Here is a 26,036-nt window from a genome sequence, read left to right on the forward strand (position 1 = left end):
GCCCCTCCCGTACGGCTTTCGAGGCCGGTTCCCGTGACCTGTGACCCAGGCCATGGGAACCGGCCTCCGTCGTACGGACAGGTAGGAGGGCGTGGAGATGAATCAGGGGGAACACCAGGCCCGGCAGAGAGCCTTGCGCGTCCGCATCCGGGACGGTGACGCCGATGCCTTCGGCGAGCTCTTCGACGCGTACGCGCGCTCCGTCTACAGCCACGCCTACCGCCTGACCGGCGACTGGTCGACCGCCGAGGACACCGTCTCGCTGACCTTCCTGGAGGCGTGGCGGCTGCGCGGCAAGGTCGACGAGGAGGGCGGTTCGCTGCGGCCGTGGCTGCTGGGCGTCGCCACGAACGTGACCCGCAACGCCCGGCGTGCCGCCCGGCGGCACGCGGCCGCGGTGGCCCGGCTGCCCCGCGACGAGTCCGTCGCCGACTTCGCCGACGAGGTCGCCGGGCGCATCGACGACAAGGAGCAACTGGCCCTCGTACGCAAGGCGCTGGAGGCCCTGCGCCGTCCCGAGCGCGAGGTGCTCGCCCTGTGCGTATGGGCGGGCCTGGACTATGCGTCGGCGGCCGCCGCGCTCGGCATCCCGGTGGGCACGGTCCGCTCGCGGCTCTCCAGAGCCCGTACAAAACTCGCGAAACATATGGAACTGCCCTACGCGCGTGGACAGATGAGAGATGGCCGCACCACCGCGGTCAGGCCCATCAGGGAGGGAAACCGATGAACGAATTTCCCGAGCGCGACCTTCCGCCGGGCCGTCATCACCTGCTCAGGGAGCACCTGTTGACCGAGATCCGGCAGAGCGAGAAGAAGTCGCAGAGCAAGTCGCAGAGCAAGTCACAGAGCAAGTCGCAGAAGAAGTGGTTCCGGCCCGCGCTGATCGCGGGCGCGGTGGCCGCCGCCGTCGCGGCGGGCGTGCTCGTCGCATCGCCGTTCGGCGGCCAGTCGGCGCAGGCCGCGCCGCCCTCGAAGGAGACCGTGCAGCTTCTGAAGGAGATCGCCGCCGCGGCGAAGAAGCAGCCGTTGCCCAAGGACATCCGCGACGACCAGTTCGTCTACATCAAGAGCAGGGTCGGCTACACGTCGCAGGAGGGGGACAAGCCCGCCGAGCTCGATCCCGTGCACCAGCGGGAGTTCTGGCTCTCGGTGGACGGCAGGCACGACGAGATTCTGCACGAGCCCGACCACGGCTTCCAGAACGAGATCATGAAGCCGGATCTGCCGCTCATGCCGTCCGACACCAACTACAAGAACCTGCTGAAGCTGCCGACCGACCCGGTCAACATGCTGGACTGGCTGCACAACGAGAGCGAGGGCAGCTCCAGCGAGGACCAGGCCACCTTCGTACTCGTCGGCGATCTTCTGTACGAGTCGCTGATGCCGCCGAAGCAGGCCGCGGCCCTCTATCTCGCCGCGGCGAAGATCCCCGGCGTCAAGCTGATCGACGACGCGGTGGACGCGGAGGGGCGGCACGGCGTGGCGATCGCCCGCGAGGACCAGGGGGAGCGACAGGAGCTGATCTTCGACAAGAAGACCAAGGAATTCCTTGGCGAGCGTCAGGTCGCCGTCGAGGATCTGCCGACCGGCTTCAAGAAGGGCACCGTCACCGGCCGCAGCGCGGTCCTTGAGCGCACGATCGTCGACAAGGCGGGTCAGCGCCCGTAAGCCTGCCCCGTAAAGCCTGCCCGTAAGCAGTCACCGAGGGTGCGGAACGGGACGTACCGGGCCAGGCTTGTGCCATGAACGCGACGATCGGGCAGGGGACGAGCCGGACGGAGGCCACCACCGGCACCGCGGGGCCGACCCAGCACCTCCACTACGAGCTGCACCTTCCCCACCCTGTGGAAAAGGTCTGGACGGCGGTCGCCACCCCGGAGGGTCTTCCGGGGTGGCTGGCCGCCGCCGACGTGTTCGAGCCGAGGCTTGGCGGCGCGGTCACGCTGCGCTGGCTCAACGGGGGAGAGGCGGCGACGCACTCCGGGCACATCACGGCCTGGGACGTCGAGCACGTCGCCGAGTACACGATCGACCTGCACGGACGCTGCCGGTTCCACCTGGAGCCGGCCGACGGGAAGGCCAGCACGACCCTCCGCTTCACCAACGAGTTCCCGGGCGACGACGCCCTGCGCCTCGACTGCCTGGCCGGCTGGCACAACCACTTCGAGTTCCTCGCCGACGCGCTCGACGGGCGCCCGAAGGACTGGTCGACGTGGAGCCTGGACCGGTGGCGTGAGCTGCGCGAGTGGTACGCGCAGGCGTGATCAGCTGCCGAAGGGAATGTCCTTCGGGGTCGCCATCCGGCGGGTCTCCGGGTGGGCCTTCACGTAATCCGTGATGTACGAGAGCGACTCCCGCACCCCGCTGTCGTTCGTGCCGCAGCCCTTCACGCCGCTGACGCCGTCCGGGTAGCACGACATCCGCTTGCCGTAGATCAGGCCGTCCACGGCGGCGCTCCCGCCGGACGAGTCGAGCAGCGTGGCGGCGCGCTTCCCGTCGCCCTTGCCCACCGTCCAGCCGACGGTCATCGCGAGCTGTCCGGCGTCCCTGGGCTTCCTGGCGGCCTCCAGCTCCTCCCGGATGCCGCCGAACTTCAGCGCCATGCTGAACAGGCCGTTGTCCATCACGCGCCGGCTGCCGGGGACGTCGGGACCGTGTTCGGCGAAGCCGTCGCGCACCTGCGCGTAGCCGCCGCTGTAGCTGACGGCCTCCTTGGGGTTCAGGTCGCCGAGGGCGGTCTTCCAGCCGCTGCCGCCCTCCGTGCCGTAGAAGCCGTAGAGCACCCGGATGCCCCGGCTCTCCAGCTTCTCGCGCGCGAGGTCCCGCAGCGCTGCCACGGAGCAGTGCCGCCACTCGGGGTCGTCGCTGTCGCACCAGTCGGGGTTCTTCATGTCCAGCCAGACGAACGAGACGTGACGCCCGCCGTCGTGTTCCTTCGCCACCTGGTCGAACATGTCCGCCATGGTGTCGCCGGCGCTGGTGAGGGTGCCGTCGTGGTCCGCCCACCAGCCCTTGCGCCAGGCCGTGGCGTCGATCTCCACCGCGTTGGCCCCGTTCGCGAGCGCCCTGGTCACCCCGCCCGTGGTCAGCACCCGGTGGGCGATGGCCCAGGTGGGGCGCTGCCCGTCGGTGCTCGGCGCGGCTTCCGAGGAGGCGGCTTCGGAGGGCGCGGCCTCCGGCGCGGCCGTGGCGGCTCCGGTGCCGAGAGCGGCCGCGGAGGCGACCAGGGCGAGCGGAAGCAGTGCGGAACGGAGGCGGCGTGGGGCGGCCATAGGGGCGGGTCCTAACGGTCGGTGCCAGGTTTTGGTTCAGCACTGTACGTTAAGTTACCCACGGGTAACCGATGGCTGCGCTCCGTGCGCGGATCGCCCTCCGGATCAGCCACGCCCCCCCCGGGAGCGGCTACGCCCCCGGAGCCGCTAAGCCCCGATGTCCTCGTGCCACAGCTCCGGGCGGGCCGCGATGAAGTCCCGCATCATCGCCACGCACTCCGCGTCGTCGAGGACGACGATCTCCACGCCGTGCCCGGCCAGCCAGTCGTGGCCGCCGTGGAAGTTCGCCGCCTCGCCCACGACCACCCGCGAGATCCCGAACTGCCGCACCAGGCCGCTGCAGTACCAGCAGGGCGACAGCGTGGTCACCATCGTCGTGCCCCGGTACGTCCGCTGCCGCCCGACATTCCGGAACGCCGCCGTCTCCGCGTGCAGGGACGGATCGCCGTCCTGCACGCGCCGGTTGTGCCCGCGCCCGAGGAGGGCCCCGTCCGCGCCGTAGAGCGCGGCGCCGATCGGGATGCCGCCCTCCGCGAGGCCCTGCCGGGCCTCCTCGACGGCGGTCGCGAGCCATGCGCGGGCCTGTGCCTGATCCATGTACGTACCCTTCTCCGGGGCCCGTCGTCTTCTCTCCTGGGCTCATCGTCCCTGCCGATGGGCCCATCGGCAGGACGCCCCACTGGCCCGTGGACCAGCACATACGCCCGCTCGTAGCTTCAGGGCATGACCTCAGAGAACAAGGGCACTGCCCAGCTCACCGCCGCCATGGTGCTCTCCGGCACCCTCGGGATCTTCGTCGTCGAGTCCGGCGCCTCCGCCTTCAACGTCGTCTTCTTCCGCGTGCTGTTCGGCGCCCTCGCCCTGGGGATCTACGCCGCCGCCCGCGGCTACTTCAAGAACCACGGGCTCACCCCGAAGAAGCTCGGACTCGCCGCGGTCGGCGGGGCGTTCATCGTCTTCAACTGGGTGTTCCTCTTCAAGGCGTACGAGGCGACCTCGATCTCGCTGGCCACCGTCGTCTACCACACCCAGCCGTTCCTGCTGGTCCTGATGAGCGCGCTGATCTTCCGTGAGCGGCTGACCAGGCATCAACTTCTGTGGCTCGGCGCCGCGTTCGCGGGGCTCGTGCTCGTCTCCGGAGTGCGGCCCGGCGACCTCGGCTCGCTCGCCGGCATCGGGTTCGCGCTGCTCGCCGCGCTGCTCTACGGAGCCTCCACGCTCGTCACCAAGCGCATCAGCGGTGTGCGTCCGCACCTCATCGCCCTCGTCCAAGTCCTCGTCGGCATCCCGCTGTTGCTGCCCTTCGCCGACTTCGGCGCGATGAGCGGCACGGGTGCGGGCTGGGGCTGGCTGGTCGGGCTCGGCGTCATCCACACCGGTCTGATGTACGTCCTGATGTACGCCGCGTACGCCAAGCTCCCCACCGCCAAGATCGCCGTACTCGCCTTCACCTACCCGGCGGTCGCGATGGTCGCCGACTGGGCTGTCTACGGGCACCACATCGGGCTCGTCCAGGCGCTCGGCGTCCCGCTGATCGTCCTCGCCAGCCTGAAGGTCAATCGGGCCAAGTCGCCCAGGACGGTGGCTAGTTCAACGGCTCCGCGGTCTGCTCCCGCACCAGCCGCACCGTCTGCTCGATGAACAGCCGCACATGCGCCGGCAGCCGCTTCCCCGACCGCCACGCCACCTGCGTATGGAGAACGAACGGCGGCTGCCACGGCAGCGCGACGAGCACCCCCGATGCCAGCTCGTCGCGCACCGCCATCCGAGGCAGCAGCGCCACCCCGAGGCCACCGGCGACACCCCGCTTGGTGGCCTCGATCGTGCCGAACTCCATGAACGGCGGCGGCGCCCCGTTCCGCTCGCGCAGCTCCTCCTCGAAGAGGTCGCGGTAGGGGCAGCCCGGCTCCGTGCCGACGAGCTGCACCGCCGCCAGATCGCCGGTGGCGAGCGCGTCGCCCCCGTGCGCGGCCAGCGGATGCGTCGGCGCGCAGACCAGGACCAGCGGCTCCTCGGCGAGCACCTCGGTCTCCAGGCCCTGGTGCTCCGTCTCCCGCTCCATCAGGAATCCCACGTCGTACGTGCCCTGCCGCAGCGCCTGCCGAGTCTCGTCGCCGAGCGTGGGGCGCAGGGCGAGTTGCACCTTCGGGTAGCGGTGGTGGAAGAGTTCGAGGAGCGGGGGCAGCCGGTAGGAGGTCAGCGACTCCATCGTGCCGACGGAGATCGTGCCGGTGGGCTCCTCCGCGTCGACGACCGCGGCCCGCGCCTCGTCCGTCAGCTCGATGATCTGCCGGGCGTACGGCAGCAGCCGTTCACCCGCCGCCGTGAGCCGGATCCGGCTGCCGAGCCGGTCGAAGAGCTCCGTACCGAGTGAGGATTCGAGGGAGCGGATCTGGCTGGTCACGCTGGACTGGGCGTACTTCAGCTCGGCGGCGGCCTGCGTGAAGCTGAGGACGGTCGCGACCTTCTCGAAGGTGACAAGGAGCCGTAGTTCCATCAGCTGTCGCTGCCCTTGTCCCGCTTCTTCTCGTCCGGGTCCTCGTCCCTGAGGGACTTGAGGAACTCCGGGTTGTCGTCGGGCGCCACCCACTGCCCGCCGCGCCCGGCGCGCGCGCCGCCGCCCGCACCCCCGCCGGGAGCGTGCCGCACCTTGCCCGTGACGAACCAGGCGATCGGCCCGAGCAGGACCTCGCCGAAGAGCAGCACGATGATGACCCAGACGACCTTCGGCAGATGCCTGACCTCCTTCTCCGGAGTGTTCAGGACATCGATGAAGGCGTAGATCCACACCGCGAGGATCAGCAGGAACGGCAGATACCTGAGCATGAGACGCGATTCCCCAAGCGACGAAGGAAGGGCGCGCAAGGGCCCCGGTGATGGGGCCAGGGTAGCCGGTGACCGATACTGGAACGCATGGCTTATGACGATCTTCGCTCCCTGCTCCGGGCTCTGGAGCGCGAGGGCGATCTCAAGCGCATCAAGGCCGAGGTCGACCCGTATCTGGAGGTCGGCGAGATCGTCGACAGGGTGCAGAAGTCCGGCGGCCCGGCGCTTCTCTTCGAGAACGTCAAGGGCTCGGCGATGCCCCTTGCGATGAATGTGTACGGGACGGACCGCCGCCTCCTGAAGGCGCTGGGCCTGAAGTCGTACGGCGAGATCAGCGACAAGATCGGCGGCCTCCTCAAGCCGGAGCTGCCGCACGGCTTCGTCGGCATCCGGGAGGCGTTCGGCAAGCTCGGCGCCATGACGCACGTACCGCCGAAGAAGGTGAAGGACGCCCCCGTGCAGGAGGTCGTCCTCACCGGCGACGACGTCGACCTGGAGAAGCTGCCCGCACTCTTCACCTGGCCCGAGGACGGCGGCTCCTTCTTCAACCTGGGCCTGACCCACACCAAGGACCCGGACACCGGCGTACGCAACCTGGGTCTGTACCGCCTGCAGCGCCACGACAAGCGCACCATCGGCATGCACTGGCAGATCCACAAGGACAGCCGCAACCACTACCAGGTGGCCGCCCGCAGGGGCGAGAAGCTGCCGGTCGCGATCGCCTTCGGCTGCCCGCCGGCCGTGACGTACGCGTCGACGGCGCCGCTGCCCGGTGACATGGACGAGTACATGCTGGCCGGGTTCATCCAGGGCAAGCGCGTCGAGATGGTCGACTGCAAGACCGTCCCGCTCCAGGTCCCGGCGAACGCCGAGGTCGTCATCGAGGGCTGGCTGGAGCCCGGCGAGATGCTCCCGGAGGGTCCCTTCGGCGACCACACCGGCTTCTACACGCCGCAGGAGGACTTCCCCGCCCTGAAGATCGACTGCGTGACGATGCGGAAGCGTCCGCTGCTCCAGTCGATCGTGGTCGGCCGCCCGCCGACGGAGGACGGCCCGCTGGGCCGCGCGACCGAGCGCTTCTTCCTGCCGCTCCTCAAGGTGATCGTCCCGGACATCGTGGACTACCACCTGCCCGAGTCCGGCGGCTTCCACAACTGCGCGATCGTCTCGATCGACAAGAAGTACCCGAAGCACGCGCAGAAGGTCATGCACGCCATCTGGGGCGCGCACATGATGTCGCTGACCAAGCTGATCGTGGTCGTGGACAAGGACTGCGACGTGCACGACCTGCACGAGGTCTCGTGGCGCGCGCTCGGGAACACGGACTACGCCCGTGACCTCACCGTCGCCGAAGGCCCCGTCGACCATCTCGACCACGCCTCCTACCAGCAGTTCTGGGGCGGCAAGGCGGGCATCGACGCGACGAAGAAGCTGCCCGAAGAGGGATACACGCGGGACGGGGGCTGGCCGAACATGGTCGAGTCCGACCCGGAGACGGCGTCGAAGGTCGACCGCCGTTGGAAGGAGTACGGACTCTCGTGAGTTCAGCATCAGCCGCGATCCCGCAGCCGGGGCGCACCAAGGCCTTCCTGCGCCTCGTCATGATCGAGCACTCGGTCTTCGCGCTGCCCTTCGCCTACATCGCCTCGCTGACCGCGATGTTCCAGTGGGACAAGAACATCCACTGGGGGCGGCTGCTCCTGGTCACGATCTGCATGGTCGGCCTGCGTACGTTCGCGATGGCCGCCAACCGGATCATCGACCGGGAGATCGACGCCCGTAACCCGCGCACCGCCCACCGCGAGCTGGTCACGGGCGCCGTGTCGGTGAAGTCCGCGTGGACGGGCGCACTGATCGCGCTGGTCGTCTTCCTCGGCGCGGCCGCGCTGCTGAACCCGCTGTGCCTGGCGCTCGCGCCGATCGCCGTCATCCCGATGGTGGTCTATCCGTACGGCAAGCGGTTCACGAACTTCCCGCAGGCGATCCTCGGCCTCGCCCAGGCGATGGGCCCGATCGGCGCCTGGATCGCGGTCACCGGTTCCTGGAACTGGGACGCGGTGGTCCTCGGCCTCGCGGTCGGCGTCTGGATCGGCGGCTTCGACCTGATCTACGCCTGCCAGGACGTGGAGACGGACCGCGAGGTCGGCGTGCTGTCCGTGCCCGCGCGGTTCGGCATCCCGGCGGCGATCTGGGGTGCGCGCGGCTGCCACCTGGTGACGACGGTGCTGCTCGTCTGGTACGCGGCGGCGACCGACGCGGGCACGTTCTTCTGGCTGGGTCTGGCGGTCGTCGCGGGTGCCTTCGTGTACGAGCACTCGATCGTGAAGCCGCATGACCTGTCCCGGCTCAACCGCGCCTTCTTCCAGGTCAACGGCTTCATCGGCATCGCGCTGTTCGTCTGCGCGCTGCTCGATCTGCTGGTCCGGGGCCTCACCGTCTAGGCTCACAGTGTGAACCCAGGAGATACGCAGCGTAAGCCTTGGATCGTGGGGGTGTCGGGTGCCTCGGGGACCCCGTACGCCGCTGCCGTGCTGCGCGGACTGCTCGCGGCCGGGGAGAGCGTGGACCTGGTCGTCTCGCGCGCCTCGCGCCTGACGCTGCTCGACGAGACGGGCATCGGGTTCCGGGACGCGCACTGGCAGAGCGATCTGCGGGAGTGGCTGGCCCGGGGCGCCGACGGAAAGCCGGGCACCTTCGACGCGCCGGTGGACGACGAGCGCGTGCGCTACTGGGCGCCCGGCGATCTCGCCGCCGGTCCGTCGTCGGGGTCGTACCCGTCGAAGGGAATGCTGATCGTGCCCGCGTCCACGGCGTGCGTGGCGGGGGTGGCGCTCGGTCTCTCGAAGGATCTGCTGCAGCGGTCGGCGAGCGTGACGCTGAAGGAAGGGCGCCGGCTCGTGGTCTGCGTACGCGAGACGCCGCTGAACGGACAGACGCTGAAGCACTTGGTGAGCCTGGACGAGGCGGGCGCGGTCGTGCTGCCCGCCTCTCCGGCGTTCTACGCGGGGGCGACGCACATCCAGGATCTGGTGGATTTCGTCGCCGGGCGGGTTCTTGACGCGGCGGGAGTGCCGCATCAGCTGTACCGCCGTTGGGAAGGAGAGCTGGGCTCCGCCTCCCAGGGGGGTTAGCGCTTCTTGGTCGCGGCGCGCTTCGTGCGGCGCTCGGCCTTGGTCGCGGTGGACTGGTGGGCACGCGAGCGGTTGGCCAGGTCCTGCAGCTCGCGCATGCGGGCGTAGGCCATCTCGATCGAGTACACGGGTGACTCACTCCTGAAGGATCGTCGTTGATCGGCTGAAAACGAGAAAGATTCGCAGGGCCTAGACCCTGTTACGCCTTAGATTCTACACATAGACTCGCGGTATCGCTGAATAATGAAAGGCATCGCACCTATGGACGCCGTGGACAGGCAGCTCATCCAGGCACTTCGGGAGAACGGCAGGGCCTCGTACGCCGAACTCGGCCGCCTCGTCGGCCTCTCCGGCCCCAGCGTCACGGACCGGATCAACCGCCTGGAGGCGGCGGGCGTCATCACCGGTTACCGCGCGACGGTCGACTCCGCGTCGCTCGGCCTCGGCGTCATCGCCCTCATCGGCATCTCGCTCTCGGACGCCGCCGACCACGAGGACGTGGCGCGCCGCCTGAAGGACCTGCACGAGATCGAGGACTGCTGGTTCATCGCGGGCGACGACTCGTACATGCTCAAGGTGCGGGCCAGCGACGTCGACGGCCTGGAGAAGACGATCCGCAGGCTCAGTGGCACGAAGGGCGTCTCCAGGACGCGTACGACGATCGTGCTCTCCACGAAGTGGGAGAACCGGGTCGGGGAGCTGCCCGAAGAGGTGTAGCCGCGTAGGCGTACCGTGGGCGAGGCCTGATTTACGCAGACATGTGGACACGGAGAGGCGGCCGAGGTATGGACGCGGGACTCAAGCGCGAGCTCGAAGAGAAGGTCCGGGCGGGCGAGCGACTGTCCCGCGAGGACGGCATCGCGCTCTACGAGTCGGACGACCTGGCCTGGCTCGGCGGTCTCGCCCACGAGGTGCGCACGCGCAAGAACGGTGACGTCGTCCACTTCAACGTCAACCGTCACCTCAACATGACGAACGTGTGCACGGCCTCCTGCGCCTACTGCTCGTTCCAGCGCAAGCCGGGCGAGAAGGACGCGTACACGATGCGCATCGAGGAGGCCGTCCGCCTCGCCAAGGCGATGGAGGGCGAGAACCTCACCGAGCTGCACATCGTCAACGGCCTGCACCCGAACCTGCCGTGGCGCTACTACCCGCGTTCGCTGAGCGAGCTGAAGAAGGCGCTCCCGAACGTCTCCCTGAAGGCCTTCACGGCCACGGAGATCCACCACTTCGAGACGATCTCCGGCCTGTCCGCCTCCGAGATCCTGGACGAGCTGATCGAGGCCGGCCTGGAATCGCTGACCGGCGGCGGCGCGGAGATCTTCGACTGGGAGGTGCGGCAGCACATCGTCGACCACCGCACCCACTGGGAGGACTGGTCGCGCATCCACCGCCTCGCGCACGAGAAGGGTCTGAAGACCCCGTGCACGATGCTGTACGGCCACATCGAGGAGCCCCGCCACCGCGTCGACCACGTGCTTCGGCTGCGTGAGCTGCAGGACGAGACGAACGGCTTCCAGGTCTTCATCCCGCTGCGCTACCAGCACGACTTCGTGGACATGAAGGACGGCAAGGTCCGCAACAAGCTCCAGGCGCGCACGACGATGGCGTCCGGCGCGGAGGCCCTGAAGACCTTCGCGGTCTCGCGTCTCCTCTTCGACAACGTCCCGCACGTCAAGGTCTTCTGGGTCATGCACGGCGTCCAGACCTCGCAGCTCGCGCTGCAGCACGGCGCGGACGACATGGACGGCTCGGTCGTCGAGTACAAGATCACGCATGACGCGGACAACTTCGGCACGCCGAACAAGCTGACCCGCGACGACCTCCTCGACCTGATCCGCGAGGCGGGCTTCCGTCCCGTGGAGCGCAATACGCGGTACGAGTCGATCCGGGAGTACGAGGGCCCGGACCGCTCGCTGCGGGAGTCGCCGCAGGCCATGCGGGTCTGAGCCGTGTGAGGGCGCGGGTCTGAGCCGAAAGAGGTTGATGCACTTCGGGTGTAATGGTTAACCTCGCTGTATGGCGCTTACATTTCGGCTTGACCCGGAGATCGACCCCGCCCTGCGCGACGGGGTCCTGGCGCTCTGGGCCGATGTGACCGACGCGGGCGGCGCCGTTGGATTCGTGCCGCCGGCGTCCGTCGAGGAGATACGCCCGGAGTTCCTCCGGCACCTGGCCGCGATGGCCGAGGGCCGCACACGGCTCCTCGTGGGGCACGACGAGGACGGCACCGTCACCGCGACCGCCTTCCTCACGCTCAACACGCACCGGCTGATGACGCACTGGCTCTGGCTCTACACCGTGATGGTGCACCCCAAGCACCAGGGCAAGGGGTACGGGCGCGACCTGATGGCCGCCGCGGCCGACGCCGCGCGCGGGATGGCGGGGATCGAGGCGATCCGGCTCACCTGCCGGGGCGGCACGGGCGTCGACCGCTTCTACGCGTCCTGCGGATACAAGGAGGTCGGGCGGGTGCCCGACGCGATCCGGGTCGCCCCGGGCGACGACCGCGACGACATCACGATGCTGCTGCCGCTCGGCTGAGGGCTCACCCCCTTGCCGGACGGCGACCCCCGCATGCTTCACTGGAGTGGCTCGTCCTACTCGGGACTATTTCGGAACGGAAGAGTGGATTGACATGCTCCGCTACACGCTGATGCGCCTCGGGATCTTCGTGGGCTGCTTTTTCGCGGTCTGGGGACTTGTCTATGCCGGGATCCTGCCGAAGGGCCTCGGGGACTCCAACCTCCTGTGGGTGCTGCTGCTCGCCCTCGTGATCTCCGCGCCCATCAGCTTCGTGGCGCTGCGCGGCGTGCGGGACGACGCGTCGGCCCAGGTCGTCGCCCGCGTGGACCGGGCCAAGGCCAACCTGGAGGCGAACCGTACGCAGGAGGACGTGGCCGACGACGCGGCCCGCGCGGCGCAGTCGTAGGGCCCGCGCGAGGCAGTCGCAGGACCCGCGCGACCCAGTCGTAGAGGACCGCACGCACCCGTAAGGTTCGTCACACGGATTTCGACCCCGGTGCCGGAGCAACCGCTCCAGCGCCGGGGTTTTGTGCGTTTTGGCGGAGGAGCGGCCTCCGATTGCTTCCCCTATCTCAAACAAGACCTTTGATGTTCCCAAAGTTCAAGTGTTAACGTGTTCGACATGAAGACAGCAGCCGCGCCCCACGTCCCCATGAGCGTTCCGCTCGTGGCGCGCCTGCACGTCGATCTCTGCCGCTGCATGTCCGCGGCCTGTCGTTGCTGTCGTTGAACAGCGCGAAAGCGACAAGCACCAAGTGACATCTGCATTGCAGCGGCGCCGTAACGGCAGTTCCGTCTGACCCCTCGCGGGCGCCGCTCCCTCACGTCCCCCTGCCATTACCCGGAGTGTGTCCGTGTCCGCGAACTCCCCCGCATCCACCGGCGATCAGCCGGTCGAGAAGCCGAAGCCCGGCTTCCGGATACCGAAGTTCCTCAAGCTGCCCTTCTGGGCCCAGATCCTCGGCGGTCTGGTCGTCGGCGTCCTGCTCGGCTGGCTCGCCCGCAGCCAGGACGTGTCCTGGCTGGTCACCACCCTGGACAAGGTGGGCAGCACCTTCATCGGGCTGCTGAAGCTCGCGGTCGCCCCGCTGGTCTTCTTCGCCATCCTGGTGTCGATCACCAACCTGCGTAAGGTCAACAACGCTGCGCGGCTCGCCTCGCAGACGCTGGTCTGGTTCATGATCACGTCGCTGATCGCGGTCGTCATCGGCCTCGCGATCGGCCTGATCACGAACCCGGGCGCCGGCACCGGCCTCACCCCGAAGGACGGCGCCAAGCCGGACCACGCGGGCTCCTGGATCGACTTCCTCACCGGGATCATCCCGACGGACGTGGTGACCCCCTTCACCGAGCTCAACGTCCTGCAGATCGTCTTCATGGCCGCCGTCGCCGGTATCGCCGTACTGAAGATCGGTGACAAGGCGCAGCCGATCCTGGACCTCAGCGAGTCGGTCCTCGCGCTGCTCCAGAAGGCCCTGTGGTGGGTCATCAAGCTCTCGCCGATCGGCACCATCGGCCTCATCGGCTTCGCCATCGCCGACTACGGCTGGGACCTGATCTCCAAGTACGCGACGTTCACCGCGGACATCTACATCGGCTGCGCCCTGGTGATGTTCGGCGTCTACCCGCTGCTGCTCTCCACGGTCGCCAAGGTCAACCCGCTGCAGTTCTTCAAGGGCGCCTGGCCCGCGATCCAGCTGGCCTTCGTCTCCCGCTCCTCCGTCGGCACCATGCCGGTCACCCAGAAGGTCACCGAGCGGCTCGGCGTGCCGAAGGAGTACACGTCCTTCGCGGTGCCGTTCGGCGCGACGACCAAGATGGACGGTTGCGCCGCGATCTACCCCGCGATCGCCGCGATCTTCGTCGCGCAGATCTTCGACGTGCAGCTGGGCGTCAAGGAGTACCTGCTGATCGCCTTCGTGTCGGTGGTGGGCTCGGCGGCGACCGCCGGTCTCACCGGTGCGACGGTCATGCTGACGCTGACCCTCTCCACGCTGGGCCTCCCGATGGAGGGCGTGGGTCTGCTCCTCGCCATCGACCCGGTCCTGGACATGATGCGGACCGCCACGAACGTGGCCGGTCAGGCTCTGGTGCCGGTGATCGTCGCGGCCCGCGAGAAGATCCTCGACCGCGAGGCGTACGAGAGTGCCTCGGCTTCACCGCTGGACTCGTTCGACTCGGCCGACGACCGGCAGCCCGTGGCTGCTGCTGCGGCGGCGTGACGCCGTCCTGATGTCGACCTGACTTGTCTGGTTTGGGTCTGTCGCTGTGCCCCGTCCCTGATCTTCTGGGGGCGGGGCACAGTGGCGTTCTCGGTGGAACCGTAGGCTGCTGTTCTGTCTGTGCGTGAATTGTGGGGAAGGCGGGCGGCCGGGGTGGGCGAAGTGAAGGCCGAGAAGCGGCAGAAGCGGATGCCGCGGGCGGTGCGGGAGCAGCAGATGCTGGACGCCGCCGTGCGGATCTTCGGGCAGCGGGGGTACCGGGCCGCGTCCATGGACGAGATCGCGGAGGTCGCGGGGGTCTCGAAGCCGCTGGTCTATCTCTATCTGAACTCCAAGGAAGAGCTCTTCACCGCCTGCATCCGGCGGGAGGCGGCGGCGCTGGTGGCCGCCGTGCGGGACGGCGTGCGGGGTTCGGGGCCCGCCGACCGGCAGTTGTGGGCGGGGCTCACCGCGTTCTTCGCGCACACCGCCGAGCGGCCCGACGCGTGGGCCGTGCTGCACAGCCAGGCGCGGACGCACGGGGAGCCGTTCGCCGCGGAGGTCGCCGTGATGCGGGAGGAGATCGTCGCGTTCGTGACGTCCCTGATCGCGGAGGCGGCGCGTGAGGCGCACCGGAATCCGGCCCTCGCCGAGCGTGAGGTGGCGGGGCTCGCCCAGGCCTTGGTGGGAGCCGCGGAGTCCCTCGCCGGGTGGGCGAACGGGGATCCGTCGGTGTCCGCGAAGGAGGCGGCGGCGACGCTGATGAACTTCGCCTGGGCGGGGCTCGGGGATCTGATGGAGGGGCGCGGGTGGTCACCCGCGGGCGGGCAGCCGCTGTGACACGCTGCCGGTGAGGTGCAACTCGCCCTTGGCGCCGCGGAGTTGGAAGGCTTCGCCGTCGGGCGTGGCCGCGTAGGTGACGGTGCCGGGGAGCATGACCGGGGCCTTGAACTCGGCGTGGACGTGGAGTGCGCCCTCGGCGTCCGCCTCCTGCTCCGCCAGGCAGCGGGCCACTGTCCACATGCCGTGCGCGATCGTTCGGGGGAAGCCGAGGGCGCGGGCGGTGAGGGGGTGGAGGTGGATGGGGTTGCGGTCGCCGGAGACGGCGGCGTAGCGGCGGCCCAGGTCTGCGGGCAGCGGCCAGTCGGCTAGGGCGGGGAGCGGGTCGGGGGTCTTCGCCGGTCGGGGTGCGGTTTCGCTGTTGTTGCTGCTGGTCTTGTGCCGGGCCAGGTAGGTGCTGCTGGATGCCCACACGGTGGTGCCGTCTGCGTCCCGTGCCTCGGTGACGAGGGTGGCTTCCGTGCCGCGGCGGTGCGGACTCAACTTCGCTGCGTGTACGTCGATTTCGAGCGGCTCGGTGGTGTGGAGGGGGCGGCTGCGGGCGATGTCGACGGAGGTGTGCACGAGGCCGATGAGGGGGAGCGGGAAGGCGCGGGTGCTCATGATCCGCATGGCGAGGGGGAAGCCGAGGATGTGCGGATAGGTGAGCAGGGCGTCCGCTTCGGTGCGGTAGCCGCAGAGGCGGGCGTAGGCGGTGAGGTGGCGGGGGTCGGGGGTGGCTGCGGGGAGGGTGCGGTGGGTGGTGTCCAGGGGGGCGTCGGGGTGGGGGCGCGGTTTGAGGGGGGAGAGGAGCGCGCCGCGGAGCAGGTGGGCGGTGAGCATGGGGTGCCTTTCGGGGGTGCGGTGTGGTCGTCGTCTTGGGGCCGGTGGTCGTGCGGTGCGGTTCGTGTTTGGGGCGGGGCCGCGTCGGTATGTCCGTACTCGCCATCTCCTGCGAGCCCCTCAACTGCTTCGCCTCCGGAGGCCTGCGAACCGTGCTCCGTGCGGACATACCGACACGTCCCCTCACGTCTCGATGCGGGCTGACCGTGGGTGGGGGCCGACACCCGTCCCCTCACGCCTCGATGTGCGCTGCGGGTAGCGCCCCGTCAGGGGCGCGGGGAACTGCGCGACCGGCCACGACGCATCCGCAGACAGGAACGCTCTGGCTACGCCCCCAACAGACTCTGCCCGCACACCCGCACCACTTGACCGTTCACCCCGCCGGAGGCGCCCACCAGCCACGCGGTGGTCTCGGCGACGTCCACCGGCAGACCCCCCTGCGCGAGGGAGTTCATGCGGCGGCCCGCCTCGCGGATGAAGAGGGGGACCGCCGCCGTCATCTTCGTCTCGATGAAGCCGGGGGCCACCGCGTTCAGCGTGACCCCGTACTCCTCGTACGCCCGTGGGGCGAGTGAACGGACCAGGCCGATGATCCCCGCCTTGCTGGCCGCGTAGTTCGTCTGGCCGACATTCCCCGCGATCCCGGCGATCGACGCCGTCGCCACGATGCTCCCGCCCCGTTTCAACGTCCCCGACTTCAGCAGCGCGTCCGTCGTGCGCAGCACACTCGTGAGGTTCACGTCGAGGACCGGGGCCCAGCGGTCGGCGGACATGTTCGCCAGCTTCCGGTCCCGCGTGATCCCCGCGTTGTGGACGAGCACGTCAAGGCCGCCCAGCGGCGCGAGCGTCGCCGCGATGCGTTCCCCCGCGTCCGCCGCCGTGATGTCCAGCGGCAGCGCCGTCGCCCCGAGCCGGTCCGCCACCCGTACCAAGTCGCCCTGCGCGGACGGCACATCGAGGAGTACGAGATCGGCGCCGTCCCGCGCCAGGACCTCCGCCACCGCCTCGCCGATCCCCCGCGCGGCCCCCGTGACGAGCGCCGTGCGGCCGGCGAGCGGGCGCTCCCAGTCGCAGGGGGCGGGTTCGACGTCGGCGATCTCCATCACCTGGCCGGAGACATACGCCGACCTCGGTGAGAGAAGGAAGCGGAGGGTCGATTCCGCGGCGGGGGCCGAGATCGTTCGGACCAGCGTTGCCGTGCGGCCCCTGCCCTGTTCCTTGGCGAGGGAGCGTACGAAGCCTTCGAGTGCCTGCTGTGCCGCCGCCTGGTGGTGGTCGGAGGGGGAGAGGGGCGCGCCGACGACGACCACGCGGCCGTTGTCCGCCACCTTGCGTACAACGGGGTGCAGCGCGGCGTGGACCTCGGCGAGGGCCGGGGTGTCGGCGACCGCCGTCGCGTCGAGGACGACCGCCGCGGGGCGGGCGGTGGCGTCGGTCGCCGGCTTCAGGCCCGTGCGGTTCAGGATGTCGCCCAGCGCGGCCGTGTGCGTGGATTCGCCCGCCGTCAGGTGCAGCAACTCGCCTTCCAGCGTGGGGCGCTCCGCCGACCAGCGGCGCAGCGGCGCGGGCTGGGGGAGGCCGAGCCTGCGGGTGAGGAAGCGGCCGGGTGCGGTGCCCGTGAAGTTCAGATAGCGGTCGGCCATTGTCCAACTCCCAGCTCGGTCGTAAATTTACTTCGGAGTAAGGTTACTCAAGAGTCAGGAGTTGGTCGAGACATGATTCCGCCCACCACTCGCCGCGTGGCGGTCATCGGCGGCAGCCGGATCCCGTTCGCGCGCTCCGACGGCCCGTACGCGACCGCCTCCAACCAGGAGATGCTCACCGCCGCGGTGGACGGTCTCGTCGACCGGTACGGCCTTGAAGGGGACGGCGCCGTCGGGGAGTTCGTCGCCGGTGCCGTGCTCAAGCACAGCCGGGACTTCAACCTCGCCCGCGAGACCGTCCTCGGCTCGCGTCTCGCGCCGACCACTCCCGCGTACGACGTCCAGCAGGCCTGCGGCACCGGGCTTCAGGCCGTCATCGCCGCCGCCAACAAGATCACGCTCGGGCAGACGGAGTCCGCGGTGGCGGGTGGCGCGGACACCGCCAGCGACGCGCCGCTCGGCGTCAACGACTCGCTGCGGAGGATTCTGCTGGCCGCCCGCCGCGCCAAGTCGGCCGGCGGTCGGCTGAAGGCGCTCGCGCGGGTGCGGCCCGGCCACCTCGTGCCGGACATCCCGCGCAACGCCGAGCCCCGTACCGGGCTTTCGATGGGCGAGCACGCCGCCGTCACCGCCGCCGCGTGGGGCATCTCGCGCGAGGCCCAGGACGAGCTGGCCGCCGCCAGCCACCAGCGGCTCGCCGCGGCGTACGAGCGGGGCTTCCTGGACGGCCTTGTCGTGCCCTTCCGCGGCCTGGACCGGGACCAGAATCTGCGGCCGGGGTCGAGCGTGGAGAAGCTGGCGACTCTGCGGCCCGTGTTCGGGGTGAAGGGGCCCAGCCCGACCATGACTGCCGGGAATTCGACGCCCCTGACGGACGGCGCCGCCGTCACGCTGCTCGCCGGCGAGGAGTGGGCGGAGGAGCGGGGCCTTGAGCCGCTGGCGTATCTCACCGCCTATGAGACCGCCGCCGTCGACTTCGTCGGGGGCGATGTGGCGGGCGGCGATGACGGCCTGCTGATGGCGCCTGCCCACGCCGTGCCCCGGATGCTGGAGCGGGCGGGCCTCGGGCTCGACGACTTCGACTTCATCGAGGTGCACGAGGCCTTCGCCTCGCAGGTGTTGGCGACGCTGGCGGCCTGGGAGAAGCGGGGGCTCGGGACGGTGGACCGGGAGCGGCTCAACGTCGCCGGGTCCTCGCTCGCCACGGGCCATCCGTTCGCCGCCACGGGGGCACGCATCGTCGCCACGCTGGCGAAGCTGCTGGCGGAAAGGGGCACTCCCGGCCGCGGGTTGATCTCGATCTGCGCGGCGGGCGGCCAGGGGGTGACGGCGATCCTGGAGCGGGATTAGGCACCCCCCCGCTCACCCACCCTTCCCCTGCCCTCCCGGACACAGGAGCCGCCCAGTGACCCCCAGCCCCACCGCTCCCCAACCCGCCCTCGTAGAGCCCCACATACGTCATCTCGACGGCGCCGTGCGCGAAGTCTCCGTGCCGGCCTTCGCCGCCCGCGTCACCCACGGCTCCCTCGCCGACATCCCCTTCGACAACGCCGAGGAAGCCCCGACCGAGGCCGTCCTCTCCCGGAAGGGCGATGACGGGCGCTGGCGGGACGTCACCGCGGCGGAGTTCGCCGAGGAGGTGCTCGCCGTGGCGAAGGGGCTCATCGCGGAGGGCCTCGCCCCCGGTGACCGGCTCGCCATCATGGCGCGTACGACGTACGAATGGACGCTCCTAGACTTCGCCGCCTGGGCCGCGGGCCTGGTCACCGTGCCGGTGTACCCGACCTCATCCGCGTACCAGACCCGGTGGATCATCCAGGACTCCGGCGCCGTCGCCCTCGCCGTGGAGACCGCGGCGCTCGCCTCCTCGCTCGGCCCCGAGCGCGACCGGATGCCCGGCCTGGAGCACGTGTGGGCCTTCGAGAAGGGCGACGTCCGGCGCCTCGCCGAACTGGGGCGGGAGAGCGGGCAGGTCGGCGACGCCGAAGTGCACGCCCGGAGGGGCGAGTTGGGCCCGGACGACATCGCGACCCTCATCTACACCTCCGGCACCACCGGCCGCCCCAAGGGCTGTGTCCTCACCCACGGCAACTTCTTCGCCGAGGTGGACAACGCCATCGAGCTGCTCCACCCCGTCTTCAAGTCCATCAGCAAGGAGCCCGCCTCCACGCTCCTCTTCCTCCCCCTGTCCCACGTCTTCGGGCGGATGGTCGCCATCGGCTGCCTGCGCGCACGGGTCCGGCTCGGGCACGCGCCCAGCATCCAGACCGAGGATCTGCTGCGGGATCTCGGCGGCTTCCGGCCGACCTTCCTCCTCGCCATTCCCTACGTCCTGGAGAAGGTCTTCAACACCGGGCGCGCCACCGCCGAGAAGATGGGCCGCGCCTCCTCCTTCGACCGCGCCGCCCGGATCGCCGTGCGCTACGGCGAGGCCGTCGAGGCCCGCCAGCACGGCACGGGACCGGGGCCCGAGCTCGGGCTGCGGCTGGCCCGCGCCCTGTACGACCCGCTCGTCTACCGGCGGATCCGCGCCGCCCTCGGCGGCAGGGTGCGGTACGCGATCTGCGGTGGCTCACCCCTCGGCCGCCGCCTCGCCGCCTTCTACGCGGGCGCCGGCATCGAGATCTTCGAGGGGTACGGACTGACCGAGACCACCGCCGCCGCGACCGTCACACCACCCCTGAAGCCCCGCCTCGGCACCGTCGGCTGGCCGCTGCCGGGGACGAAGGTGCGGATCGCCGACGACGGTGAGGTGCTGCTCGCCGGCGGGCAGGTCTTCGCGGGGTACTGGGACGGGCAGGCGGGCCGTGCGGTGCCCGCCGAGCGGGAGTGGTTCGCCACGGGGGACGTGGGGGAGCTGGACGCCGAGGGATATCTGGCCATCACGGGGCGCAAGAAGGACATCCTCATCACCACCGGCGGCAAGAACGTCGCCCCCGCCCCGCTGGAGGACTGGCTGCGCGCCCATCCGCTGGTCGGCCAGTGCATGGTCGTCGGCGACGCAAGGCCGTACATCACCGCTCTGCTCACGCTGGAGCCGGACGGCATCGCGCACTGGTGCCGGATGAAGAAGAAGGCCGGCATGGCGATGACCGAGCTCGTGGCCGACACCGAGTTGCGGGAGACCCTGCAGCGTGCCGTCGACGAGGCCAACAAGCTCGTCTCGCGGGCCGAGTCCATCCGGCGGTTCACCGTGCTGCCCGTGGACTTCACCGAGGACAGCGGCCATCTGACGCCGTCCCTCAAGCTGAGGCGGGCCGCCGTCGAGCGGGACTTCGAGGCGGAGATCGAGGGGCTGTACGACGGCAGGGGCGGACACGGAAAGTAGCCGTCGTCACCGCCCGTCACCTGGACGGGCGGGCTCCGCACCGCGCCCTTAGGGTGATCGAGGGGCAGACCCTGGGAGGTTGCCGTGCGCAGAGCTGTCGCGCTCGCCGGCGTCACCGCGCTGGCCGTCATGGGGACGGGAATGGGAGTGAACCCGGCCGCTGCTGCCATCGCTGCCGCCGCCGACAAGGAGACGGCCACGCCCGATCGGCAGCCGAACCTCTCCCGCTTCTACGCCCAGAAGATCAAGTGGCACGCCTGCGAGGACGAGGCCGCGCAGGACATGATCGTCGAAGGCGAGGCCACGGCCGAGCCCGAGGACCGCGACGTCCAGTGCGGCAAGATCACCGTCCCGCTCGACTACGCCAAGCCGCGCGGCGGCACGGTCGATCTCGCCATGGTCCGTGTCAAGTCCAGCGGCAAGCCCCGCGGTTCGCTCGTCCTGAACTTCGGCGGGCCGGGGGGCGCGGGGGTTTCCGGGCTGCTCGCCTCGCAGAAGGAGTTCGAGTATCTGGGCAAGGGGTACGACGTCGTCTCCTTCGACCCGCGTGGCGTGGGCCGGAGTTCCCCCGTGAGCTGCGGCGACATGGGCGCCGACGATCCGGCGCAGGGCGAGGACCCCGACGACCCCGCCGCCGTGCTCGACGAGATGAAGAAGATCTCCGAGCAGTGCGCCAAGCACTCCGGGCCCGTCCTGCCGCACATCGGGACGGTCAACGTCTCGCGCGACATGGACGTCATGCGCCAGGCCCTCGGCGACAAGAAGCTCAACTACCTCGGCTTCTCCTACGGGACCCGGCTCGGCGCCGTCTACACCGCGCAGTTCCCCAAGAAGGTCGGCCGGATGGTCCTCGACGGCGTGGACACGCTGACCGAACCCGTCGCCGAACAGGCCCTGGTCAGCGCGGAGGGCCGGCAGACCGCACTCGACAACTTCCTCGACTGGTGCACGGAGAACCCCGGTTGCGTCTTCGGCACGGACTCCCGCGCAGCGCGCGGCCACATGAAGGACCTGATCAAGGGGCTCGACGAGTATCCGCTGCAGTCGGCGGACGGCGCCGAGTTCACCGGCCAGGACGTCGTCGACGTACTCGGACAGGCCCTCTACAGCAGGCAGTCGTGGCCCGCTCTCTCACAGGCGCTCGGCGCGCTGATGGCGGACGGCGATCCGCGGGCGCTGCTGCGGATGAGCGGCGCGATGGCCCAGCAGACGCCGGGCGACCCCGCTCTGAAAGGGCTGACGGAGGGCAGTCCGAAGGAGCTGACGGAGGACATTCCCGCCGACAACATGGCGGCTGCCCTGATGGCCGTGAACTGCGCGGACGATCCCGACCGGCCCGACGCGGCCAGCCTGGAGAAGGACGTGGGCAAGCTGCAGCGGGAGTTCGAGTCGACCTCCGCCGTCTTCGGCCGCTCGATGCTGATGCCGGTCCTCTTCTGCTACGGCAGGCCCCCGGGCACGGACTACATCCGTGACGACGTACGCGACGTCAAGAGCCCCGAGTTCCTCCTGGTCGGCACGCGGGGCGACCCGGCGACGCCGTACCGCTGGACCGAGGAGACGGCCAAGCGCCTCGGCTCGTCCGCCGTCGTCCTCGACAACAAGGGGGACGGGCACACGGGTTACGCCGGCTCGAAGTGCGTACGGGAGAAGGTGGACGACTTCCTGCTGTACGGGGAGATGCCGAGCAGCGGGAGTTCATGCGGGGTGGACGGCGGCTCGTAGGGGTGCCGCCGGGGCCAGCCGCAGCATGGCCTCCTCGTCGCGCGGTGCGGCCGGTGCTCCGGAAAGTCGCTGGGGCGCGGGCCCGCGCGCGGCTACCGTTCCCCGCATGCGACGACAAGCCGAGCAAGATCCCGCGACGCCGGGCCCCGTCACCGCCGACGACCTGGACCGGGTGGCCCAGCTCGCCCTCGACGTCCTCCGCGCGGCGCCGCCGTCCGATTGGGAGGGCAAGGCGGGTTCACTGCGGTGGAGTTGCTGGGAGACGGTGGAGCACCTGAGCGACGACTATTTCGCGTACGCCGCCCAACTGGGCCCGCGCTCCCCGTCGTTGGCCGGGCCGATCCCGTTCATCTGGGAGCCCCGGCAGGGCGGCGACGGCCCCTGGAATGCCATCCACGCGGACCGCGCCGCGGGCCCCGCCGGGCTCCTCCAGGTCCTGGAGTCGACGGCCGCGATGCTCGTCGCCATGGTGCGGACGGCGCCGCCGGAGCTCCGCTCGTTCCACGGCTTCGGCGCCTCGGACCCGGAGGGCTTCGCGGCGATGGGCATCGTCGAAACGGTCGTCCACACACACGACTTGGCCGAGGGGCTCGGCTTGCAGTGGGACCCGCCCGCCGACGTGTGCGCCCGCGTCCTGCACCGCCTGTTCCCGGAGGCGCCGTACGACGAGGAGCCCTGGCCGACGCTGCTGTGGGCAACGGGGAGGGGCGAGCTGCCGGGACGGGCACGCCTCAACTCCTGGCGCTGGTACGGGGAACCGCGGGTGTCGGGGGAGGGCCGGTGACCGTGACGACCCAGATGATCATCCTCAACGGCGGCTCAAGCTCCGGGAAGAGCGGCATCGTCCGCTGCCTCCAGGACGTACTCCCCGACCCCTGGCTGGCCTTCGGCTGCGACTCGTTCGTCGAGTCCATGCCCGCGAAGATGCAGGCCTCGGACGCGGGAATCAACGTCGGCGACGACGGCGGCGTGAGCATCGGCGAGGACTTCCGGACACTGGAGCGCGCCTGGACCGAAGGCATCGCGGCAATGGCCCGCGCGGGCGCGAAGATCATCGTCGACGACGTCTTCCTCGGCGGTCCGGCATCCCAGGAACGCTGGCAGAAGGCGCTGGGCGGCGTTGACGTGCTGTGGGTCGGCGTCCGCTGCGAGAGCGGGGTGGCGGCGGGCCGGGAGATCGCGCGGGGCGACCGGGCCAAGGGGATGGCCGCGCTCCAGGCGGAGCTGGTCCATGAGGGGGTGACGTACGACGTGGAGGTGGACACGACGCGGACCGAGTCGCTGGAGTGCGCGCGGGCGATCGCTTCGTACGTGGTGTGAGTGGGGTGAGTGGGGTGAGTGGTGTGAGTGGGGCTAGCTAGGCGGACTTCGACGATCCGGGGTTGCTGCGCTGCTGGTTGGCGTTGAAGCGGGCCTTCTTCTGACGATTCCCGCAGGTGTTCATCTCGCACCACTTTCGGGTGCGGCTCTGGCTGGTGTCGAAGAAGGCGGCCCGGCAGGTCGGTGAGGCGCACAGGGCCAGGTTTCCGTCGCGTTCGCCCGCGATGACGCTGACGGCATCGGCGGCGATCACGCTGAGGGCGTCCTCGACGCAGGAGGCCGAGCCGAGCTGCCACCGCCGCTCACCCTCGGGAGTGAGGACGGCCGCGGCCCGCCCCTGGACGCTGAAGTCATTGATGACTCGGACGGCGGCTGCGGGGAGCGGGTCCTGGACCGCCGCCGCTGTCGCGGCGGCGTGGATCGCTTCCCTCAACTCCCGGGCGCGTTCGAGCTGGGCGTCGGTGCAGGACTCCACGGCGAGGCCGCTCACCGCCAGCCAGTCGACGAGCCGTTCCGGCGTGGGGATGCGCTCGACGGAGTCACCGCGCCGCTCCGACAGGGTCCCCGTGAAGCTGGTCGCCAGCACCTTGCCGAGACGGAATTCAGGGAACCGGGCAGTCATGGAACCACCTTAGCCGGTTGTAGGCGGATGACGGGCATGCTAGAACCGTCTAAGCCGGTTCTATAGATGACTGAAGCTGGTTCCACCGATGACCGGGAGGCCTCATGAACCGCCAAGCCATCGACGTACAAGCCATCGACGTACGAGCCATCGACGTACGAGCCTTTGAAGCCCACGCGTCCGACGCCGACCTGGACGATCTGCGCGCGCGACTGGCGGCGGCGAGACTGCCGGAGACCGAGACGGTCCATCGCCCGGCGCCCGACCCGCGCCGATGGGACCAGGGGGTCCCGCGCGCCGACCTGGTGGACGTGGTGAACTACTGGCGCACCGAGTACGACTGGCGGTCGTTCGAGGCGCGCCTCAACGAGATCGGCCAGTTCCGTACGACGATCGACGGCCTGGGCATCCACTTCCTGCACCGCCGGTCCGAGCGCGCGGATGCCACCCCGCTGATCCTGACGCACGGCTGGCCGGGCAGCATCGCCGAGTTCATCGATGTGGTGGACGAACTGGCGGACCCGAAGAACGCGAACGCACGGGCGTTCCACGTCGTGGCCCCGTCGCTGCCGGGCTTCGGCTACAGCGACAAGCCGGCGACCACCGGGTGGGGCATCGAAAGGATCGCGGCGGCCTGGGTGGAACTGATGGGAAGGCTCGGCTACGACAAGTTCGTGGCCCACGGCGGCGACTGGGGCGGTGTGATCACCACGGTCCTCGGCGGCAGGTTCCCGGAGAACGTCCTCGGTATCCACACGACGACGGCGCAGGCGCCGCCCGGACTGACGACGGAGGGTCTGACGCCGGCCGAGCGCGAATGGACCGAGGAGACCCACGACTTCTGGCGCTATCGCGCGGCGTACGCGAAGCAGCAGGCGACCAGGCCGCAGACCATCGGCTACTCGCTGGTCGACTCACCGGTCGGGCTGCTCGCCTGGATCCTCGACAAGTTCGCGGAGTGGACGGACACGGAGGACAGTCCGTTCGAGGCGATTTCCCTGGACAGGATCCTCGACGACGTCACGTTGTACTGGCTGATGCGGACGGGTGCATCGGCGGCCCGCATCTACTACGAGAGCCACCTCTCACTCGACCCCGAACTCCGGGTCGACGTCCCGTCGGCGATCAGCGTGTACCCCCAAGACATCGAGAAGTGCCCGCGCCCCTGGGCCGAGGAACGATACCGCCGAATCGTCCACTGGGGTTCCCCTCCGGCCGGCGGCCACTTCCCGTCACTGGAGGTACCGAAGCCCTTCATCGAGGACTTGCGGGAGGGGCTGGGGGCGGTGTTGGGGGTGGGTCGGTGAGGGGGAGGGGGGCTGGGCCGTCCCGGGGTACGCCGCCGGGCGCTGGGGGGTGCCCCTGCGTCCCCCCTTCTCTCCCCCTCCCCCCCCGCCTGAGCTGAACTGCCGCCATGGGCAGGGGTGAACGCCCGAGACGGCGGCTTCGAGCGGCCGGGCGATGCAGACGGTCGCAGGGGCGGCCCAGCACTCGGGGGTACGCCGTCCCGCCGGCTCGGCACTACACGCACCGGCCGGGACTGCGACGCCCCTGCGTCCAGTGGGCCCCGCCTCCTCCCCACCCACCCCGCGGCAGCTTCGGGTGGCCCGGTGTCGTTGTTGGTGGCCGGGGCCGCGCGGCTTCTGGGGAGTGTGGCGGTTGCGGCGTGCCTGTAAAGGGCGCTTCGCTGCGCTACGCGTCGGCTTCGCCGATTCCGCTTGCGCTCCACCCTTGACAGGCCCGCCTCCACCGCAGAGACCTTCTTGACCGGGCGGCCAGG

27 protein-coding genes are annotated in these 26,036 nt (G+C 70.1%); 19 read left to right on the forward strand and 8 right to left on the reverse strand.

Translation table 11 applies throughout. From position 1 onward, the window contains the following. Positions 1-97: 97 nt before the first annotated feature. From ACIBKX_RS39230 to ACIBKX_RS39240, 3 genes are all read left to right on the forward strand, one after another. A complete protein-coding gene (locus tag ACIBKX_RS39230; RefSeq protein ID WP_363277835.1) occupies positions 98-727 on the forward strand; it encodes an RNA polymerase sigma factor in 630 nt (209 codons plus the stop codon). After that, positions 724-1,668 carry a CU044_5270 family protein gene (locus ACIBKX_RS39235; RefSeq protein ID WP_363277836.1) on the forward strand — a complete coding sequence of 315 codons (945 nt, stop codon included), beginning with the start codon at positions 724-726 and terminating at the stop codon, positions 1,666-1,668. The genes ACIBKX_RS39230 and ACIBKX_RS39235 overlap by 4 nt, the downstream gene beginning before the upstream one ends. A 74-nt stretch (positions 1,669-1,742) precedes the next feature. After that, positions 1,743-2,264, forward strand: coding sequence for an SRPBCC domain-containing protein (locus ACIBKX_RS39240; protein WP_363277837.1), 522 nt, complete (start codon positions 1,743-1,745; stop codon positions 2,262-2,264). Here ACIBKX_RS39240 and ACIBKX_RS39245 read toward each other — a convergent pair whose 3' ends face one another. Together ACIBKX_RS39245 and ACIBKX_RS39250 are read right to left on the reverse strand one after the other, a co-directional pair. Continuing rightward, positions 2,265-3,272: a phospholipase gene (locus tag ACIBKX_RS39245; RefSeq protein ID WP_363277838.1), complete on the reverse strand. Its 1,008-nt coding sequence runs from the start codon at positions 3,270-3,272 to the stop codon at positions 2,265-2,267. Between the two features lie 147 nt (positions 3,273-3,419). Beyond that, positions 3,420-3,869 carry a nucleoside deaminase gene (locus ACIBKX_RS39250; RefSeq protein WP_363277839.1) on the reverse strand — a complete coding sequence of 150 codons (450 nt, stop codon included), beginning with the start codon at positions 3,867-3,869 and terminating at the stop codon, positions 3,420-3,422. Between the two features lie 126 nt (positions 3,870-3,995). On the opposite strand from ACIBKX_RS39250, the gene ACIBKX_RS39255 reads away from it, so the two are divergent. Continuing rightward, positions 3,996-4,913, forward strand: coding sequence for a DMT family transporter (locus tag ACIBKX_RS39255; protein WP_363277840.1), 918 nt, complete (start codon positions 3,996-3,998; stop codon positions 4,911-4,913). Here ACIBKX_RS39255 and ACIBKX_RS39260 read toward each other — a convergent pair. Continuing rightward, a complete protein-coding gene (locus ACIBKX_RS39260) occupies positions 4,858-5,769 on the reverse strand; it encodes a LysR family transcriptional regulator (protein WP_363277841.1) in 912 nt (303 codons plus the stop codon). The two genes, ACIBKX_RS39255 and ACIBKX_RS39260, sit on opposite strands and share 56 nt — an antisense overlap. Continuing rightward, positions 5,769-6,098 (reverse strand): PLD nuclease N-terminal domain-containing protein, encoded by a 330-nt coding sequence (locus ACIBKX_RS39265; RefSeq protein ID WP_363277842.1) that lies wholly within the window; start codon positions 6,096-6,098, stop codon positions 5,769-5,771. The genes ACIBKX_RS39260 and ACIBKX_RS39265 overlap by 1 nt, the downstream gene beginning before the upstream one ends. An 87-nt stretch (positions 6,099-6,185) precedes the next feature. Between ACIBKX_RS39265 and ACIBKX_RS39270 the strand changes: the two genes are divergently transcribed. From ACIBKX_RS39270 to ACIBKX_RS39280, 3 genes are read left to right on the forward strand one after another with little or no spacing between them, the layout of a single operon-like run. Beyond that, positions 6,186-7,640 (forward strand): menaquinone biosynthesis decarboxylase, encoded by a 1,455-nt coding sequence (locus tag ACIBKX_RS39270; RefSeq protein WP_363277843.1) that lies wholly within the window; start codon positions 6,186-6,188, stop codon positions 7,638-7,640. Further along, entirely contained in the window at positions 7,637-8,539 is a 903-nt protein-coding gene (mqnP, locus tag ACIBKX_RS39275) for a menaquinone biosynthesis prenyltransferase MqnP (protein WP_363277844.1), read from the forward strand. The genes ACIBKX_RS39270 and mqnP overlap by 4 nt, the downstream gene beginning before the upstream one ends. Before the next feature lie 9 nt (positions 8,540-8,548). Beyond that, positions 8,549-9,229 carry a UbiX family flavin prenyltransferase gene (locus ACIBKX_RS39280; protein ID WP_363277845.1) on the forward strand — a complete coding sequence of 227 codons (681 nt, stop codon included), beginning with the start codon at positions 8,549-8,551 and terminating at the stop codon, positions 9,227-9,229. On the opposite strand, the gene ACIBKX_RS39285 is transcribed toward ACIBKX_RS39280, so the two are convergent. After that, the gene (locus ACIBKX_RS39285; RefSeq protein WP_363277861.1) at positions 9,226-9,357 is read right to left on the reverse strand and encodes a hypothetical protein; all 132 of its coding nucleotides are present in this window, start codon (positions 9,355-9,357) and stop codon (positions 9,226-9,228) included. The two genes, ACIBKX_RS39280 and ACIBKX_RS39285, sit on opposite strands and share 4 nt — an antisense overlap. Positions 9,358-9,490: 133 nt before the next feature. Between ACIBKX_RS39285 and ACIBKX_RS39290 the strand changes: the two genes are divergently transcribed. The 6 genes from ACIBKX_RS39290 (at position 9,491) to ACIBKX_RS39315 (ending at position 14,796) form a co-directional block, all read left to right on the forward strand. Next, the gene (locus ACIBKX_RS39290; RefSeq protein ID WP_190117749.1) at positions 9,491-9,946 is read left to right on the forward strand and encodes an Lrp/AsnC family transcriptional regulator; all 456 of its coding nucleotides are present in this window, start codon (positions 9,491-9,493) and stop codon (positions 9,944-9,946) included. 68 nt (positions 9,947-10,014) lie between these two features. Next, positions 10,015-11,178 (forward strand): aminofutalosine synthase MqnE, encoded by a 1,164-nt coding sequence (gene mqnE, locus ACIBKX_RS39295; RefSeq protein ID WP_363277846.1) that lies wholly within the window; start codon positions 10,015-10,017, stop codon positions 11,176-11,178. Between the two features lie 70 nt (positions 11,179-11,248). Beyond that, positions 11,249-11,773, forward strand: a complete 525-nt coding sequence (locus tag ACIBKX_RS39300) for a GNAT family N-acetyltransferase (protein ID WP_363277847.1) — start codon at positions 11,249-11,251, stop codon at positions 11,771-11,773. Positions 11,774-11,867: 94 nt separating this feature from the next. Then, the gene (locus ACIBKX_RS39305) at positions 11,868-12,161 is read left to right on the forward strand and encodes a DUF4229 domain-containing protein (RefSeq protein ID WP_363277848.1); all 294 of its coding nucleotides are present in this window, start codon (positions 11,868-11,870) and stop codon (positions 12,159-12,161) included. Between the two features lie 448 nt (positions 12,162-12,609). Next, complete coding sequence (locus ACIBKX_RS39310) at positions 12,610-13,977, forward strand: dicarboxylate/amino acid:cation symporter (RefSeq protein WP_363277849.1); 1,368 nt, start codon at positions 12,610-12,612, stop codon at positions 13,975-13,977. Positions 13,978-14,166: 189 nt separating this feature from the next. Continuing rightward, positions 14,167-14,796 carry a TetR/AcrR family transcriptional regulator gene (locus ACIBKX_RS39315; RefSeq protein WP_363277858.1) on the forward strand — a complete coding sequence of 210 codons (630 nt, stop codon included), beginning with the start codon at positions 14,167-14,169 and terminating at the stop codon, positions 14,794-14,796. Here the strand turns inward: ACIBKX_RS39315 and ACIBKX_RS39320 are convergent. After that, positions 14,770-15,618: a MaoC family dehydratase gene (locus ACIBKX_RS39320; RefSeq protein ID WP_363277850.1), complete on the reverse strand. Its 849-nt coding sequence runs from the start codon at positions 15,616-15,618 to the stop codon at positions 14,770-14,772. The genes ACIBKX_RS39315 and ACIBKX_RS39320 overlap by 27 nt on opposite strands. A gap of 326 nt (positions 15,619-15,944) precedes the next feature. Continuing rightward, positions 15,945-17,261 (reverse strand): 3-oxoacyl-ACP reductase, encoded by a 1,317-nt coding sequence (locus ACIBKX_RS39325; protein ID WP_363277851.1) that lies wholly within the window; start codon positions 17,259-17,261, stop codon positions 15,945-15,947. 72 nt (positions 17,262-17,333) lie between these two features. Here ACIBKX_RS39325 and ACIBKX_RS39330 point away from each other — a divergent pair, with 72 nt between their 5' ends. The 5 genes from ACIBKX_RS39330 to cpt all read left to right on the forward strand — a co-directional run bounded on the left by ACIBKX_RS39330 (position 17,334) and on the right by cpt (position 23,634). Then, positions 17,334-18,611: an acetyl-CoA C-acetyltransferase gene (locus ACIBKX_RS39330; RefSeq protein ID WP_363277852.1), complete on the forward strand. Its 1,278-nt coding sequence runs from the start codon at positions 17,334-17,336 to the stop codon at positions 18,609-18,611. A 55-nt stretch (positions 18,612-18,666) separates the two neighbouring features. Continuing rightward, positions 18,667-20,589 (forward strand): AMP-dependent synthetase/ligase, encoded by a 1,923-nt coding sequence (locus tag ACIBKX_RS39335; protein ID WP_363277853.1) that lies wholly within the window; start codon positions 18,667-18,669, stop codon positions 20,587-20,589. Between the two features lie 129 nt (positions 20,590-20,718). Continuing rightward, complete coding sequence (locus tag ACIBKX_RS39340; protein ID WP_363277859.1) at positions 20,719-22,314, forward strand: alpha/beta hydrolase; 1,596 nt, start codon at positions 20,719-20,721, stop codon at positions 22,312-22,314. 106 nt (positions 22,315-22,420) lie between these two features. Continuing rightward, positions 22,421-23,098, forward strand: coding sequence for a DinB family protein (locus ACIBKX_RS39345; RefSeq protein ID WP_363277854.1), 678 nt, complete (start codon positions 22,421-22,423; stop codon positions 23,096-23,098). Positions 23,099-23,100: 2 nt separating this feature from the next. Continuing rightward, the gene (cpt, locus tag ACIBKX_RS39350; protein ID WP_363277860.1) at positions 23,101-23,634 is read left to right on the forward strand and encodes a chloramphenicol phosphotransferase CPT; all 534 of its coding nucleotides are present in this window, start codon (positions 23,101-23,103) and stop codon (positions 23,632-23,634) included. A 37-nt stretch (positions 23,635-23,671) separates the two neighbouring features. Here cpt and ACIBKX_RS39355 read toward each other — a convergent pair whose 3' ends face one another. Then, positions 23,672-24,256, reverse strand: coding sequence for a CGNR zinc finger domain-containing protein (locus tag ACIBKX_RS39355; protein WP_363277855.1), 585 nt, complete (start codon positions 24,254-24,256; stop codon positions 23,672-23,674). Positions 24,257-24,360: 104 nt separating this feature from the next. Between ACIBKX_RS39355 and ACIBKX_RS39360 the strand changes: the two genes are divergently transcribed. Further along, positions 24,361-25,563 carry an epoxide hydrolase gene (locus tag ACIBKX_RS39360; protein WP_363277856.1) on the forward strand — a complete coding sequence of 401 codons (1,203 nt, stop codon included), beginning with the start codon at positions 24,361-24,363 and terminating at the stop codon, positions 25,561-25,563. Positions 25,564-26,036: the final 473 nt, after the last annotated feature.

This window comes from Streptomyces sp. NPDC050658, from assembly GCF_044457025.1.
Taxonomy (GTDB): domain Bacteria; phylum Actinomycetota; class Actinomycetes; order Streptomycetales; family Streptomycetaceae; genus Streptomyces.